This window comes from Heyndrickxia sp. FSL W8-0496 (assembly GCF_038007825.1).
In the GTDB taxonomy this organism is placed as follows: Bacteria; Bacillota; Bacilli; order Bacillales; family Bacillaceae_C; genus Heyndrickxia; species Heyndrickxia oleronia.
The window spans coordinates 3,869,993-3,884,379 of the sequence record NZ_JBBOXX010000001.1 but is presented as its reverse complement, the minus strand read 5'-3'; the positions used below and the strand labels follow the sequence as shown (position 1 = coordinate 3,884,379).

At 35.7% G+C, this 14,387-nt stretch carries 15 protein-coding genes; 13 read left to right on the top strand and 2 right to left on the bottom strand.

Going from position 1 to position 14,387, the window contains the following annotated elements; genetic code table 11:
- Positions 1 to 71 precede the first annotated feature (71 nt).
- Positions 72 to 365 carry a hypothetical protein gene (locus tag NST63_RS19675; protein ID WP_341043479.1) on the top strand — a complete coding sequence of 98 codons (294 nt, stop codon included), beginning with the start codon at positions 72 to 74 and terminating at the stop codon, positions 363 to 365.
- A gap of 98 nt (positions 366 to 463) precedes the next feature.
- Here NST63_RS19675 and NST63_RS19670 read toward each other — a convergent pair whose 3' ends face one another.
- Positions 464 to 1,363 carry a DUF4349 domain-containing protein gene (locus tag NST63_RS19670; RefSeq protein ID WP_341043478.1) on the bottom strand — a complete coding sequence of 300 codons (900 nt, stop codon included), beginning with the start codon at positions 1,361 to 1,363 and terminating at the stop codon, positions 464 to 466.
- 159 nt (positions 1,364 to 1,522) lie between these two features.
- Between NST63_RS19670 and NST63_RS19665 the strand changes: the two genes are divergently transcribed.
- The 5 genes from NST63_RS19665 to NST63_RS19645 all read left to right on the top strand — a co-directional run bounded on the left by NST63_RS19665 (position 1,523) and on the right by NST63_RS19645 (position 6,621).
- Positions 1,523 to 2,326 (top strand): SGNH/GDSL hydrolase family protein, encoded by an 804-nt coding sequence (locus tag NST63_RS19665; protein WP_341043477.1) that lies wholly within the window; start codon positions 1,523 to 1,525, stop codon positions 2,324 to 2,326.
- On the top strand, positions 2,323 to 3,237 hold the full coding sequence (locus NST63_RS19660) for an ABC transporter ATP-binding protein (RefSeq protein ID WP_212945863.1): 915 nt from the start codon (positions 2,323 to 2,325) through the stop codon (positions 3,235 to 3,237). The genes NST63_RS19665 and NST63_RS19660 overlap by 4 nt, the downstream gene beginning before the upstream one ends.
- A complete protein-coding gene (locus tag NST63_RS19655; protein WP_212945864.1) occupies positions 3,230 to 4,210 on the top strand; it encodes an ABC transporter permease in 981 nt (326 codons plus the stop codon). Before NST63_RS19660 ends, NST63_RS19655 begins: the two co-directional genes overlap by 8 nt.
- A 36-nt stretch (positions 4,211 to 4,246) precedes the next feature.
- Positions 4,247 to 5,443, top strand: coding sequence for a class I SAM-dependent rRNA methyltransferase (locus NST63_RS19650; RefSeq protein WP_212945865.1), 1,197 nt, complete (start codon positions 4,247 to 4,249; stop codon positions 5,441 to 5,443).
- 410 nt (positions 5,444 to 5,853) lie between these two features.
- Positions 5,854 to 6,621, top strand: a complete 768-nt coding sequence (locus NST63_RS19645; RefSeq protein ID WP_341043475.1) for an SDR family oxidoreductase — start codon at positions 5,854 to 5,856, stop codon at positions 6,619 to 6,621.
- A gap of 109 nt (positions 6,622 to 6,730) precedes the next feature.
- Here NST63_RS19645 and NST63_RS19640 read toward each other — a convergent pair whose 3' ends face one another.
- Complete coding sequence (locus NST63_RS19640) at positions 6,731 to 7,504, bottom strand: DeoR family transcriptional regulator (RefSeq protein WP_180213508.1); 774 nt, start codon at positions 7,502 to 7,504, stop codon at positions 6,731 to 6,733.
- A gap of 320 nt (positions 7,505 to 7,824) precedes the next feature.
- Between NST63_RS19640 and NST63_RS19635 the strand changes: the two genes are divergently transcribed.
- The 7 genes from NST63_RS19635 to fsa all read left to right on the top strand — a co-directional run bounded on the left by NST63_RS19635 (position 7,825) and on the right by fsa (position 14,387).
- A complete protein-coding gene (locus NST63_RS19635) occupies positions 7,825 to 8,934 on the top strand; it encodes an MDR/zinc-dependent alcohol dehydrogenase-like family protein (RefSeq protein ID WP_341043474.1) in 1,110 nt (369 codons plus the stop codon).
- A 32-nt stretch (positions 8,935 to 8,966) separates the two neighbouring features.
- Positions 8,967 to 10,256 carry an RbtT/DalT/CsbX family MFS transporter gene (locus tag NST63_RS19630; protein WP_180213463.1) on the top strand — a complete coding sequence of 430 codons (1,290 nt, stop codon included), beginning with the start codon at positions 8,967 to 8,969 and terminating at the stop codon, positions 10,254 to 10,256.
- A gap of 116 nt (positions 10,257 to 10,372) precedes the next feature.
- Positions 10,373 to 11,377 (top strand): dihydroxyacetone kinase subunit DhaK, encoded by a 1,005-nt coding sequence (locus NST63_RS19625; RefSeq protein ID WP_180213462.1) that lies wholly within the window; start codon positions 10,373 to 10,375, stop codon positions 11,375 to 11,377.
- A gap of 10 nt (positions 11,378 to 11,387) precedes the next feature.
- Positions 11,388 to 12,044 (top strand): dihydroxyacetone kinase subunit DhaL, encoded by a 657-nt coding sequence (dhaL, locus tag NST63_RS19620; RefSeq protein ID WP_180213461.1) that lies wholly within the window; start codon positions 11,388 to 11,390, stop codon positions 12,042 to 12,044.
- A gap of 184 nt (positions 12,045 to 12,228) precedes the next feature.
- Positions 12,229 to 12,717 carry a ribose 5-phosphate isomerase B gene (gene rpiB / locus NST63_RS19615; protein ID WP_180213460.1) on the top strand — a complete coding sequence of 163 codons (489 nt, stop codon included), beginning with the start codon at positions 12,229 to 12,231 and terminating at the stop codon, positions 12,715 to 12,717.
- Between the two features lie 18 nt (positions 12,718 to 12,735).
- Positions 12,736 to 13,689 carry a class II fructose-bisphosphatase gene (gene glpX, locus NST63_RS19610; RefSeq protein ID WP_180213459.1) on the top strand — a complete coding sequence of 318 codons (954 nt, stop codon included), beginning with the start codon at positions 12,736 to 12,738 and terminating at the stop codon, positions 13,687 to 13,689.
- A 23-nt stretch (positions 13,690 to 13,712) separates the two neighbouring features.
- Complete coding sequence (fsa, locus tag NST63_RS19605; protein WP_180213458.1) at positions 13,713 to 14,387, top strand: fructose-6-phosphate aldolase; 675 nt, start codon at positions 13,713 to 13,715, stop codon at positions 14,385 to 14,387.

Sequence of the window (14,387 nt, the reverse complement as noted above, 5' to 3'; positions counted from 1 at the left end):
ACAGCATTTTAGAGGTGTTATGTTATTGCTTGTCGACCGAAAGTAAAACTGAAATAAGGTGGGATTTTCTAATGGCACTCCTTGAAGAAATGAGTACGTTAACCACAACAAATACTGAATTCATTTGGAAGAAAAATAAAATAGTAATTGAGAATGGTTATTTAACAACAAGTGGTGTGATAAATAATATCCGTGTTCCAATGAACGCGATTGAGACCGTTGTATGGTCTATAAATCCTGCGAAGCCGACGCTTTCCCCTTGTTTAAAAATTATTGGTAAAGGGATTGTACTTGCTGAAATTCAAATTGGAATTGATATTATCAATGATGTTCAAGATTGGATTTTAACAAAAAGTAACGGTTAAGGAAATGACATTCGTGTACTTCACGAATAGCAAGAGGCTGTCTCAATTGAACGTGTTAGTCACTTTCGAGACAGCCTCTGATGGAAGCATGAGGTTATTTATTCTTCCTTATGATTTATTTTCTTTTTTACTCGTCGCCATATAATATAACTAATGCCTCCTATAAGTGCTAAGATGGCAAGAATTGGAATATTCCCAATGATCAGGATAAATAAGCCTGAAAAGAAAGCAGCGATATAATTAATACTGTTCATAAATTGCTTTTTCGTTTGATCCCATGTATTTTGTTTATCATTATCAAATCCTGGAACGACGACTGTTTTCTCGAATAAATTAATCGTAACAGTAGATAAGCTTGTTTGATTTTCTAAATACTTCATTTGACCTTGTATCGTTTCGATTTCCTCTTGAACTTTAGCTAATTCATTTGAGATTTCCAATAATGTTTTGGTATCCTTCGCCTCATTCATAAATGCGGTCAAACGTTTTTCCACTAATTGCTTTGCTTTTAATCGTGATGTTAAATCTACATATTCCTCGGTTACATCCTGGCCAGAAATGTTTTGATTCTCTGTTTTTACTCCGAGCTTTTTTACATTATTTAAAAAGGAATGAAATTGTTCCTGGGGGATTCTAATGGTTAAAGAGCTATCTTTTCGTTCCTCGGTGTTTTGACTCATATTTTGTTCAACAATATACCCACCCAATTGTTTCACCATTTGCGTAATTTGTTCCTGTACTTGAGTTATTTTTTTTACTTCCATATCAAGATTGGCGTTATAAATGACCATCCGTGATTGTGAACTGGCATTAGCTTGCTTATCTTCCGTCGTTTCTTCAATTTTGCCCTCCTCTGTAGAATGATTGAGGGCCATTTTTTCAGAGGACTCATATTTTGCTGAGTCACTACTCTTGGATGATTCACTATTACTACTACATGCAGCTAAAAAAATCATTGCTAAGAAAAGTAGAACCATTCCCTTCCATAGCCGTTTCATCTTATCACATCCTTATAAAATACTGATTCGTTAATTGATTTGACGTATAGATGACAAATAAGTTACATATATGAAATCCCAAAAATTTGGAGTGATAAGTTTCATTTCATTCCCTGCTTTGCTATTCTGTTAATAATAAATATGGGAAGGAATGGATAAATGAACAAAAAACTCATTACTTTCATTTCAATCGTATCAGTCATTTCAGCGTTTATTTGTCTATTAGGAATTGGTTGGGTATTGCAGGATCAATGGTCTGAAGCGAAAAACATCGACACGGCCAATCAACTCCCAACGAAAAGCGTTCCGGAAGCAAAAGATAATCAGCATCTAAATATCACCGCATTAGGAGATTCCTTAACAAGGGGAACAGGGGATCCAGAAGGCAAAGGATATATTGGGTATATGATTGATGAATTGAAGGAGAAAACCAAGCAAAAAATTCTTCTTACTAATAGTGCGATCAAAGGCCAAACTTCCTCACAACTCCTGAACCAACTTGGGCAAACTGAAATTCAACGTCAAATTAAGAATGCAGATCTTATCCTATTGACTATAGGTGGAAATGACCTTTTTCAAGGGGGAGAGGTATTATTAGAATTAAATGGCGAAATGGATGTGCAATCGGAAAAGCCCTATCTCAAAAATCTAAAACAACTCTATACTAAGCTACGTTCATTAAATAAACATGCGACGATTTTTCATATAGGTCTATATAATCCATTTATTGAGATGGAGGAATCAAAGCAAACTTCTGAGTATGTCCGACAGTGGAATTTTGCTAGTGCGGAATTGGCGGCCAATTATCAAAAAATTGTGTATGTACCAACATTTGATCTTTTTGAATTGAATGTCAATGATTATTTATTTAGCGATAAATTTCATCCCAATGCAGCGGGCTATCAATTAATAGGTGAACGAGTTGCCAGCTTGATTAACTTTAGTGAGGGGAAATCAAAATGAAACAGGTTCCTGCCCTTCAAGTGAAGGATTTACGTAAAACGATAGGAAAGAAAGCGATTATTAAAGGTTTAAGCTTTGATGTATGGCCTGGCGAGGTGTTTGGTTTCCTCGGTCCAAATGGAGCAGGTAAGACAACGACTATTCGTATGTTAGTCGGTTTAATTAAGCCTACTTCCGGATCGATCTATATTTCTGGAAGGAATGTTCAATCAGATTTTAAGCATGCGATGAAAAACTTAGGCTGCATTGTTGAAAATCCTGAATTGTATCCCTATTTATCTGGTTGGGAAAACCTCGAATATTTTGCAAGAATGGACCCTTCGATTCCAATCGAACGTTTACATAAGGTAACAGAGATGGTGGGGTTAACCAATCGAATTCATGATAGGGTGAAAACCTATTCCCTTGGAATGCGCCAACGATTAGGGATTGCTCAAGCTTTACTTGGAAATCCTAAATTATTAATTTTGGACGAGCCAACGAATGGGCTAGATCCAGCTGGGATTAGGGAGATGAGAGAATTCATTCGCTTTCTTGCCGAAGAAGAGGGACTAAGTGTCCTCGTATCCTCCCATTTATTGAGTGAAATTCAATTATTATGTGATCGGGTAGCAATTATTACAAGTGGAGAAATTATCCGAATTGATACCGTAGAAGCACTGCTTTCGGAAAAGGAACGGGTCATTTGGAAGGTAGAACCACGTGAGAGAGCTAAAATGCTACTAGAGGAAGAGACAACCGTGAAGGAAGGAAGCGAGGATCAATTAGTTACTCCCCTGAACGAAGAGAAAATTGCTGATTGGAATCGAAAGCTGGTCGAGGCAGGGGTTCAAGTAATGGAAATGAAAACAGTCCTTCCTGCTTTGGAGGATCTATTCCTAGAATTGACGGGAGGAAATTCGATTGATTAATTTAATTTTCAATGAGCAATTAAAGCTTTTTCGTAAAAAACGTCTCTTCGTGATTATTTTAATTGTTGCGTGTCTCGTCCCGATTTTTACCTATGCACAATATAAAGATGTAAAAACGACACAAAAAAAGATGGGTACCAGCGATTGGCGGGTTCAACTGCAGCAAGAAATCGTGGATATCCAAAATCGTCTTACTTCAAGTAGACTTCCAGAGGATTATGAAAAGTATTTTAAAATTAGACTGGCTCAGCAACAATATTATCTGGATCACAATATAAATCCCAATGCACCAGGGGCACCATCCTTTATGCGTGTTTTTGTAGATAATGCGATTGGTCTTCTGCTTCCATTATTAGTTATGGTTATTGCTGCTGATTTAGTTTCTTCTGAAGCAAGCGGGGGGACGATTAAATTACTGCTGACACGGCCAGTGAAACGATGGCAAATCTTATTGAGTAAATATATTGCGTTAATTTATTCTATCTCCTTTATCATTCTTTGTGTGGCACTCCTTACCTATCTTATGTCAGGAGTGGTCTTTGGCTATAGTGGCTGGAACATGCCGATGTTAACAGGATTTTCTACAAACGGTTCCGAGTTGATGACCACAAATGTCCATACCATCCCGCAATGGAAATATATCATTATGGAATTTGGTTTAGCATGGTTTGTCAGTATTGTTGTTGGCAGCTTAACCTTTATGTTATCCGTTCTTTTACGGAGCACAGCGGCCGTAATGGGGATTATGTTATCTGCACTTATTGCCGGGGCAATCTTAGTTAATATGGTTTCATCATGGGAAAGTGCGAAATATTTATTTATGGTTAATCTTCAATTAACGAATTATGTAAATGGTTCAAGTCCACCAATCGAGGGGATGACATTAGGGTTTTCCATGGTTGTTTTATTAGTATGGTTGATCCTATCATTAATTACTTCATTTGTTGTTTTTACGAAAAGAGATGTATATTAGTATAGTGAAAAAACATAATGTAGATTGGATGAAAAAATGAAAAAAGAACTGACTATTAAAGTGAAATCGAAATTTGTGAATAAATACAAAAGTGGCTATCCCTTAATTATGAAGGACGCCTTAATCAATCAAAATGGATTGGATGAAGAAGGAACGATCATTAAGCTTGTGGACGAAAAGAACAGGTTTATTGCCAAAGGGTATTATGGTAGACAAAATAAAGGGTATGGTTGGATTCTGAGTCAAAAAGAAAATGCCCAGTTTGATCAGCGCTTTTTCGAAAACAAGCTGAAAATGGCCATTCAGAGAAGAGAGGCGTATTATAACAGCTCCGACACAACCGCTTTCCGAGTATTTAATGGGGAAGGGGATGGCATAGGCGGAATAACGATTGAAAATTTTGATGGGTATTATTTAATCAATTGGTATAGCAAAGGGATCTACCAATTTCGTGAAGAAATCATCCAATCACTAACGAATTTAGTTGACTATAAAGGAATTTATCAAAAGAAAAGATTCGATACGAAGGGAAAATATATTGAAGAGGATGATTTTGTAACCGGTGAACGAGGACAATTTCCAATTCTCGTTAAGGAAAATGGTGTTCAATTTGCCATCTATTTAAATGAGAGCGCCATGGTCGGTGTCTTTTTAGATCAAAGAGAGGTAAGGAAAACCATTCGAGATAAGTATGCTAAAGGGAAAAAAGTATTAAATACCTTCTCCTATACAGGTGCTTTTTCGGTCTTTGCTGCATTAGGTGGAGCCACAAAGACGACAAGTGTCGACTTAGCCAATCGCAGCTTAAATAAAACCATCGAACAATTTAGTATTAATGAAATTGATTATGAGGCACAAGATATCATTGTAGAAGATGTCTTTAACTATTTTAAATACGCCGTAAGAAAGCAGCTCTCATTTGATATGGTCATCCTTGATCCACCAAGCTTTGCTCGATCAAAGAAATATGTATTTAGTGCGGAAAAAGATTATAAGAACCTGTTAAAAGAGGCGATTGCGATCACAGAAGATCATGGAATTATTGTTGCTTCTACCAATTGCAGCACCTTCGGAATGGGCAAATTTAAAGGATTTATTGACACAGCCTTTAAAGAATCAGGAAAGAAATATAAATTGATGGAGGAATTCTCCCTTCCTGATGATTTCCGAACAATCAAGGAATTCCCAGAAGGAGATTATCTTAAAGTGGTATTTATTAAAAAGCTTCCTTAATTAGGCTTAAAGAAGAAAGGCGGTTTATTAGGTGGGAAATCACTTAGTAGACCGCCTTCTTTCTATGTGAACTTCAGTTATTAGTACATATTTATTGTCTACAGTATCTTGAAAGAAAATCACCATTTTCAGTTTCCTCACGTTGGCCATGCTCCACCAATAAAAGAAACAATTTTCTATGTAAATCCTTATATGAACTTTTTTCTTTCACATGAAAATACACAATAGAGCATTGGTATGCAAATTGTTTCTTTTTAGGAGGTATAGAAGCTTTGTTTTAAAAAACAAAAAAATGAAATTAAATGAAAAAAATATTGTAAAAATGATAATAAAAGTATTAATATGAAAATAAATAATATTAAATTATAAAAATATTAAAAGAATTAATACATAGAAGGGATGCGGGATTGATGAATTTTAAAGGATACGATAAAAACTTTAGCCTGGTCGACAAAGTAGCGATAGTTACGGGTGGTGCAAATGGAATTGGAAAAGCTGTTTCGGAATTATATTTAGAAAAAGGGGCAAAAGTTGCTGTTTTTGATTTGAATCCCAATGTGGAGAAAATTGCAAGGGAAATGAGTACACAACATGCAATTGGTGTGCAATGTGATGTTACGGAAAATGAAAGTATGGAAAGTGCGATTCAGAAGGTAAAAGATCATTTTAAAAAGATTGATATTTTAGTTAACTGTGCAGGTATCGCATTACTAGATGATGCGGAAAACATATCTGATGAATACTGGCAAAAAACAATCGATCTTAATTTAACAGGTTCATTTAAAATGTGTCAAAAAGTTGGTAGGGTAATGATCGAGCAAGATAGTGGAGGAAAGATTATCAATCTAGCATCTCAAGCAGCTCTTATTGCATTAGACAATCATGTCGCATATGCAGCAAGTAAGGCGGGAATTATAGGGATGACTAAAGTTCTCGCTTATGAATGGGCACAATATAACATTAATGTTAATGCGATTTCACCAACTGTAATATTAACTGAATTAGGGAAAAAAGCCTGGGCTGGTGAGAAAGGAGAAAAAGCAAAAAAAGAAATCCCTCTCGGACGTTTCGGATATCCTGAGGAAGTTGCTGCCATTGCCTTATTTTTGGCAAGTGATGCAACAAATTTAATTACAGGAGAAAATATTGTTATAGACGGAGGTAATACGATTAAATAGTATGAGTTAGTAAAATGGCTGCTAGCTAGACTAGCAGTCATTTTTTTTAAAAGGTTTACAAGTTTAAACATTAAAATTAAAAGATATTACTTAAAGATTGTAATGAAATTTAATCTGCAACAACGATTTCTATATTGTATGCTTCTAATTTTTTTGAAAAATCTTCACTGACTGGTTTATCAGTTATTAATTTATCAATTTGATTTAATTTAGCTAATACAGCACTTGAAGATTTCTCAATTTTGGATGAATCAACAATAGCAATTACTTTTGCTGCACGTTTCACTATTTCTTTTTTTAGTTCTACTTCATACAAATTAAAATCTTCTAATCCTTTTTCTGCAGTAAATCCATTTGCAGAGGTAAACATAATATCGATATTAATATTATCTAAAATATTGATACCTAATGTTCCTTCAATGGAAGTGGATTTTGCTGTTACTACGCCACCGATAACAATTACCGTTATATCCGGGTTATCCTTAAGCTCTAGTGCTGCTTGAAGCCCAGTAGTGACAATAGTTAAGCGAATGGGTTTATGTTTAATAAAACGCGCTAATTCTAATGCTGTCGAGCTTGCATCAAGCAAAATACATTGCTTTTCTTCTATTAATTCAAACGCTTTTTCTGCGATTTTTATTTTTTCTTGTTTATTTTTCTTTTCACGTACCGAAAAACTAGTTTCATTCTCTATTTCTTCATTAAGGACAGCACCGCCATGCGTTCTAGCTAATAGCCCGTCTTTCTCCATCTTACTAAGATCTGTTCGTAAGGTTGCCTCAGAAACCCCTATGTCATTGGCTAATTCCTTTACTGATATTCTTTTTTTATCACGTAGAATTTCAATGATTTTGCTTCTTCTTTCATAAGCAAACATTTTCATAACCATGCTTTTTCTCCTTACTATATAGTACTATTATTAATCTTATTTCATTTATAATTTTTTAGCAATAATTATTCTATTTCTTTCATTTGTTGTCGTTTTTCGTGCGATAAACACATATAAATAATTAAAAATGAAAAATATTGATAATCTTATTGACAAAACACAAGAAAACGATAAAATAATAATAAATATTGAAAACGATTTCAAAAAAGGGGTACATCTTTAAGGAAATTAATATACAAGTAATCGTTTTTAAGTAGATTTGTTAATTTTATAGATACAAAAGTATGAAGAAAATAGAAAAGGAGAATTGAAAAATGACTAAAACAGTTGAAATGGATCATGTACAATCACAAGCTGTTCCTGAAACAATGAAGGCGGTAGTTGCATATGCACCAGAAGATTATAGATTTGAAGTAGTTCAAACTCCTGTACTAGAAAATGATAAGGAAATAATTATTAAAGTTGAAGCATGTGGAATTTGTGCGGGAGATGTGAAAGCTTATTATGGAGCTCCGAGTTTTTGGGGAGATGATAAGCAACCAGCTTATATCAAAGCCCCTATGATTCCTGGTCACGAATTTATTGGAAGAATTGTTCAAAAGGGTGATGCTGTAACCGATTTTGAAATTGGTGATCGTGTTATCTCGGAGCAAATAGTTCCTTGTTGGGAATGCCGTTTCTGCAAGAGAGGTCAATATTGGATGTGTGAAAAACATGATCTTTATGGCTTCCAAAATAATGTCAATGGTGGAATGGCTGAATATATGAAATTTACAAAAGAAGCAATTAATTTTAAAGTCCCTGAGGAGTTACCGATTGAAAAAGCTATATTAATAGAGCCTTATGCATGTAGCCTTCATGCTGTTCAACGTGCGCAAGTCCAACTAGGGGATGTCGTCGTATTGTCGGGTGCTGGAACATTAGGATTAGGTATGATTGGCGCACTGAAAAAATCTGGACCTGCCAAGTTAGTGGTATTGGATTTAAAAGAAGATCGTTTAGAGCTTGCAAAACAGTTTGGAGCGGATATTGTTCTGAACCCAAGTAAGGTAGATGTTGTAAAAGAAATTAAAGAAATGACGGATGGATACGGCTGTGATATCTATATTGAAGCAACAGGTCATCCTAAATCAGTAGAGCAAGGGCTTCATGCAATCAGAAAGCTTGGTCGATTTATTGAATTTAGCGTCTTTGGTGAACCAGTCACAGTTGATTGGAGCATTATTAGTGATCGCAAGGAGTTAGATTTACTAGGCTCCCATTTAGGACCTTACTGCTATCCTTTAGTTATAGAAGGAATTTCAAACGGAGATTTTCCAACAGAAGGTGTAGTTACTCACCAATTAAGCCTAGAAGAATATCAAAAAGGATTTGAACTGATGAAAAAAGGTGATAAATCCTTAAAAATCATATTAAAACCGTAATCCTCGAAAACAAAGGGAAGGGATGGGAGTATATGTCGGATTTAACTAAAGGGAATAGTTTTTTGGATAAGGTAGGAATGCCTTCACATTTAATTTGGGGCTATGTTGGTGTTCTTATCTTTATGATGGGAGATGGCTTAGAGTTAGCATGGATTAGTCCTTATCTCGTTGACCAAGGTATGACCGTTCAGCAAACGGCATTACTTACAACTGCTTATGGTGTAACGATTGCAATCGCCGCATGGTTTTCAGGGGTCTTGGTTGAGGCGATTGGACCGAGAAGAACAATGCTGATAGGGACAGTTCTATATATTATCGGTCAAATTCTATTTGTCGGAATTGCTATACCACAGCTTCATTATGGATTGATGATTCCTACCTATGCATTAAGAGGGTTTGGTTATCCTTTATTTGCTTATTCATTTCTAGTTTGGATTACATATCGAACACCTCAACATCAATTAGGGAAAGCCGTTGGATGGTTCTGGTTTGTTTTTACTGGTGGATTAAGTGTACTTGGATCCTATTTCTCAAGTTGGTCCATAAAAGCAGTTGGCTATATTCCAACACTATGGTTTGCTATTGTTTGGGTAGCTTTAGGGGCATTTTTGGCGATTGTTGTGAATCGCGATAAAATAAGCATAGAAGAAAAGATCAATCAAACCTCAAAGGGTTCTAAATACAAAGAATTATTAAATGGAATTACCATTGTTAAAAGAGAACCTAAAGTTGGGATTGCAGGGATTGTGCGTGTAATCAATCAAGCATCACAATACGCATTTCCATTATTTTTACCACTTTATTTACAAGATCAAGGTATTAGTATTACCGTGTGGTTAAATATTTGGGGAACGATTTTTATTTCAAATATTGCTTTTAATCTCATCTTTGGTTTTGTTGGTGACAAGTTTGGCTGGAGAAATACAGTTACTTGGTTTGGTGCAGTAGGATGTGGTGTTTTCACCTTAATGTTATTTTACACCCCACAACTATTTTCAGGAAATGTGTTTTTAGTTGGTATGATCGGTATGCTATGGGGTGCTTGCTTAGCAGGTTTTGTTCCACTTTCAGCTTTAACACCTTCTCTAGTTGGTGAAGGAGATAAAGGGGCAGCAATGTCTATCTTAAATCTTGGTGCTGGATTATGTGTGTTTGTAGGTCCTGCATTAGTTGCTCTTTTCTTTGACGCAGTCAATACCAAAGGAATTATTTGGATACTGAGTGGTTTATATTTAATAGCTGCAATATTAACTAGATTTTTAAAGCTTCCTGAAGAAAAGAAAGAAAATATGGAGCAAGTAACAAAAGAATCAATTGTTTAATAAATCTATGATTTAGTAGAAAAAAGGCAAATAAACGTTCTTTTGGGATAGCGTTTACATGCTATGTTAAGATGGTATCATTCATCAAAAAAAACCTAAAAGGAGTAAAAATAAGAATGAAAAAACTTATTAATAATCCAAATAATGTTGTTGAAGAAATGATTGAAGGATATGTTAAGGCTCATTCAGATTATATCTGTCAATTACCTGAAAATAAAAGAGCTCTAGTTACTAATAGAAAAACGAGAGATGGAAAGGTTGGCATCTTAATCGGTGGAGGATCAGGACATGAACCAGGTTTTATGGGGTATGTAGGTGAAGGAATGGCCGATGGTGTTGCAGTTGGTAATATCTTTGCTTCACCTTCACCTGACCCAATCTTGGCAGTCACCAAAGCAATTGATAAAGGGGCAGGAGTGGTTTATTTATATGGAAATTACGCCGGTGATGTGATGAATTTTGGAATGGCTGCAGAAATGGCGGATTTAGAGGAAGATATTCAAGTAGGAGTGGCTTTAGCATCAGATGATGTTGCATCCGCACCAAAAGAGGAAAAAGAAAAACGACGTGGGATTGCAGGTGAATTTTTTATCTATAAAGTTGCTGGAGCAGCGGCAGACTTTGGTTATAATTTAGAAGAAGTTGTACGAATTGCAAAAAAAGCGAATGAAAATACACGTTCCATGGGAGTGGGGCTGACTCCTTGTTCCTTACCTCAAACTGGGAAACCCAGCTTTGAAATTGGGGAAAATGAAATGGAAATTGGATTAGGACATCACGGAGAGCCAGGAATTGAAAAAGGTCCACTTGAAACCGCGGATAAAGTTGCAGAACGTCTAGTAAATGATATTTTATCAGATATTGAGATTAATAAAGGTGACCAAGTGGCTGTTCTTGTAAATGGTCTAGGATCTACACCAAGAATGGAACTATATATTGTATATAGAAAAGTTGAACAGATGTTAAGTGAAAAAGGAATTGGAATTTATCGTTCATATGTAGGAGATTACATTACTTCACTTGAAATGGGTGGCTGTTCAGTAACTTTATTAAAGCTTGATGATGAGTTGAAAAAAACAATTGATCATCCTGTTGACTGCCCAATGTTTGTGCAACGTTAGGAGTGAAACTATGAGAATTTCAGCGAAAGAATTAATAGAATATTTTAAAATTGTGGTTGTGACAATGGAAAGAGAAAAGGATTATCTTTGTGAGCTTGACCGTAAGCTAGGCGATGGCGATCATGGGGTAACGATGTCAATTGGTTGGCAAGCAGTAAATGAAAAGTTGGAAAATGAGTTAGCAGATGAGGAAGACTGTTCAAAAATAAGTTTAGTCGTTGGAAAAACTTTTCTAAGTGCTGTGGGGTCATCGGTTGGCCCCTTGTATGCAACAGGGTTCTTGAGAGGTGCTAAGGCTGTTAAAAATAAAACTGTTCTTAATCATCAGGATTTAGCAGAATATTGGATTGCTTTTGCTAAAGGAATTAAAGAGCGTGGCCAAGCAGAAGTGGGAGATAAAACAATGGTGGATACCCTTGAACCATTCGTACAAGTGTTGGAAGCTAAATTTAAACAAACTCAGGATTTATTAAGCTCTTTTGCAGAAGCTGTTTCCAAAGCTAAAGAAGGGATGAAATCTACAAAAGAACTTGTTTCTAAAAGGGGACGTTCTAGCCGACTGGGAAATAGATCTGTTGGTGCACAAGATCCTGGTGCAACATCAGCTTATTTGATTTTATCAACTTTTCTGGGTTATATTGAAGATCTTTCTTCAAAAGCAAGTTAAGAGTAATCGGAATGAATGGAAATTAAAAAAATAATAAGGAATCAGAGAGAATTATTTTCTGATTTCTTTTTTTTACTCAAAATAAAAATAAATGAAAAATAATAAAAATAAACGAAAATAAAAGTTGAAAAACAATAATTAGTGTATTAAAATGAAAGCGTGATTAATAGGAGGAATCGGTTGTATGAAAATCGGAATCGGTAGTGATCATAATGGCTATGAGTTTAAAGAGGCGATTAAACAGTTTTTAGAGGGATCAGAACATGAAATTGTGGACTATGGTTGTCATTCTTGTGAAGCAGTTGACTATCCGGATGTTGCGTTTGAAGTTTCACAGGCAATTAGTGAGCAAAAGATTGACCGTGGAATATTAATTTGTGGTACAGGTATTGGCGTATGTATTGCAGCAAATAAATATCCTGGTATCCGAGCAGCACTAGCTCATGATGTGTATTCAGCAGAAAGAGCGCAATTAAGTAATAATGCACAAATTATTACGATGGGTGCTCAAATCATTGGGGTAGAAGTTGGAAAAAAAGTTGTTAATGCCTATATACATTCGAATTGGGCTGAAGGATCAAAGCGAAAAGTGGATAAAATTATTGCAAAAGAGCAACAATTTATAAACCAAAATTATAAGGATGTTGTAGATGGAGTAAAGTGTGATTGTTAAAACTAAAGGGGTGGTATTATGCATTCTTTGTTATTAGATTTTCTCAAAGTAACAGAAGAGGCTGCTATTTCAGCAATCCCATGGATTGGTAGTGGAGATAAAATTGCAGCTGATGGAGCTGCTACAAATACGATGAGACAGCGTTTAAATCAAATGATGATGCATGGAACAATTGTTATTGGTGAAGGAGAAATTGATGAGGCTCCGATGCTGTATATTGGTGAAACAGTTGGTAAAGGAGCTGGACCTGAAATTGATATCGCTGTTGATCCAATAGAGGGAACGACCCCAACAGTAAATGGACAAAGTAATGCGATAACAGTCATTGCAGCTGGACCTAAAGGATCATTGCTTCATGCACCAGATATGTATATGAAAAAGCTGGTAGTAGGGCCAAAAGCAAAAGGACAAATAGATATTGAAGCACCGCTGCAAGATAATTTAAATGCAGTTGCAAAAGCGAATGAGAAAAAAATAACTGAATTAAACATTCTTGTTCAGGATAGACCTAGACACCAGGAAATGATTGATGAAATTAGAAAGATTGGCGCAAAAGTACATCTGTTTCGTGATGGAGACGTAATTTACACTGCAGGCGCCTGTTTACAAGAGTTAAATATTGATATGTTTTTAGGCATCGGCGGAGCTCCAGAAGGAGTACTAGGAGCAGTAGCCGTTCAATGTTTAGGTGGTGAAATGCAGGCAAAGTTGTTACCACGTAGTGAGGTAGAAGTTAAAAGATGTATAGAGATGGGGTTAACTAATCCGGAGATACCGCTCAGACATGAACAAATCGTTCGTTCCAATGATTGTATGTTTGTTGCTACAGGGATCACAGATAATCTATTTTTAAATGGGATAAAAAAAGAAAAAGGAAAATATATCACCCATTCTATTTTAATGCACGGAAAAGATAGGCAACTAAGATATATAGAAAGTCGTTATGATGCTCCTGTTTCAGAAGTGATTTGATACATTAATAGGGAGGAATTAAATTGGAATTTTTCTTAGACACAGCCAATATTGATGAGATCAAACGTATTATTCGTTTGGGGCTAGTAGATGGTATCACAACGAATCCAACCATTATAGCGAAGGAAAATAGAGATTTTGAAGAAGTAATTAAAGAGATTTGTAGTCTAGTAGCTGGTCCTGTTAGTGCAGAAGTGATAGGACTTACAGTATCAGAGATGGTAAAAGAGGCACGGGAAGTAGCAACATGGGCCCCGAATGTTGTTGTAAAAATTCCAATGACAGAAGCAGGAATAGAGGCAGTGCATATTTTATCAAAAGAAGGAATTAAAACAAATGTAACGTTAATCTTCTCTGTTGCACAAGGATTAATGGCAGCAAAGGCGGGGGCAACATACATCAGTCCATTTGTAGGAAGAATCGATGATATGGGTGAAGATGGCATTGTTTTAATTCAAAAGTTAAAACAGGCTTTAAATAACTATCATTATGAATCTAAGATAATAACAGCAAGTATACGAACAATCGGTCATTTAGAAAAAGCAGCCATCGCTGGAGCTGATATTGCTACTATTCCTGGTACACTTTTACCAAAGTTATGGGAACACCCTTTGACAGATAAAGGAATCAAACAATTTCTTGATGATTGGAAAAAGGTTCCGAAGAAAAATCAAGCATTAGACGAAGGGGGACTGTAA

Coding starts and splice junctions, on each gene's coding strand:
- glpX (WP_180213459.1), top strand. CDS start 12,736: ATGCATTCTTTGTTATTAGATTTTCTCAAAGTAACAGAAGAGGCTGCT.
- dhaL (WP_180213461.1), top strand. CDS start 11,388: ATGAGAATTTCAGCGAAAGAATTAATAGAATATTTTAAAATTGTGGTT.
- NST63_RS19635 (WP_341043474.1), top strand. CDS start 7,825: ATGACTAAAACAGTTGAAATGGATCATGTACAATCACAAGCTGTTCCT.
- NST63_RS19665 (WP_341043477.1), top strand. CDS start 1,523: ATGAACAAAAAACTCATTACTTTCATTTCAATCGTATCAGTCATTTCA.
- NST63_RS19645 (WP_341043475.1), top strand. CDS start 5,854: ATGAATTTTAAAGGATACGATAAAAACTTTAGCCTGGTCGACAAAGTA.
- NST63_RS19640 (WP_180213508.1), bottom strand. CDS start 7,504: ATGAAAATGTTTGCTTATGAAAGAAGAAGCAAAATCATTGAAATTCTA.
- NST63_RS19630 (WP_180213463.1), top strand. CDS start 8,967: ATGTCGGATTTAACTAAAGGGAATAGTTTTTTGGATAAGGTAGGAATG.
- NST63_RS19670 (WP_341043478.1), bottom strand. CDS start 1,363: ATGAAACGGCTATGGAAGGGAATGGTTCTACTTTTCTTAGCAATGATT.
- NST63_RS19660 (WP_212945863.1), top strand. CDS start 2,323: ATGAAACAGGTTCCTGCCCTTCAAGTGAAGGATTTACGTAAAACGATA.
- NST63_RS19675 (WP_341043479.1), top strand. CDS start 72: ATGGCACTCCTTGAAGAAATGAGTACGTTAACCACAACAAATACTGAA.
- rpiB (WP_180213460.1), top strand. CDS start 12,229: ATGAAAATCGGAATCGGTAGTGATCATAATGGCTATGAGTTTAAAGAG.
- NST63_RS19650 (WP_212945865.1), top strand. CDS start 4,247: ATGAAAAAAGAACTGACTATTAAAGTGAAATCGAAATTTGTGAATAAA.
- NST63_RS19625 (WP_180213462.1), top strand. CDS start 10,373: ATGAAAAAACTTATTAATAATCCAAATAATGTTGTTGAAGAAATGATT.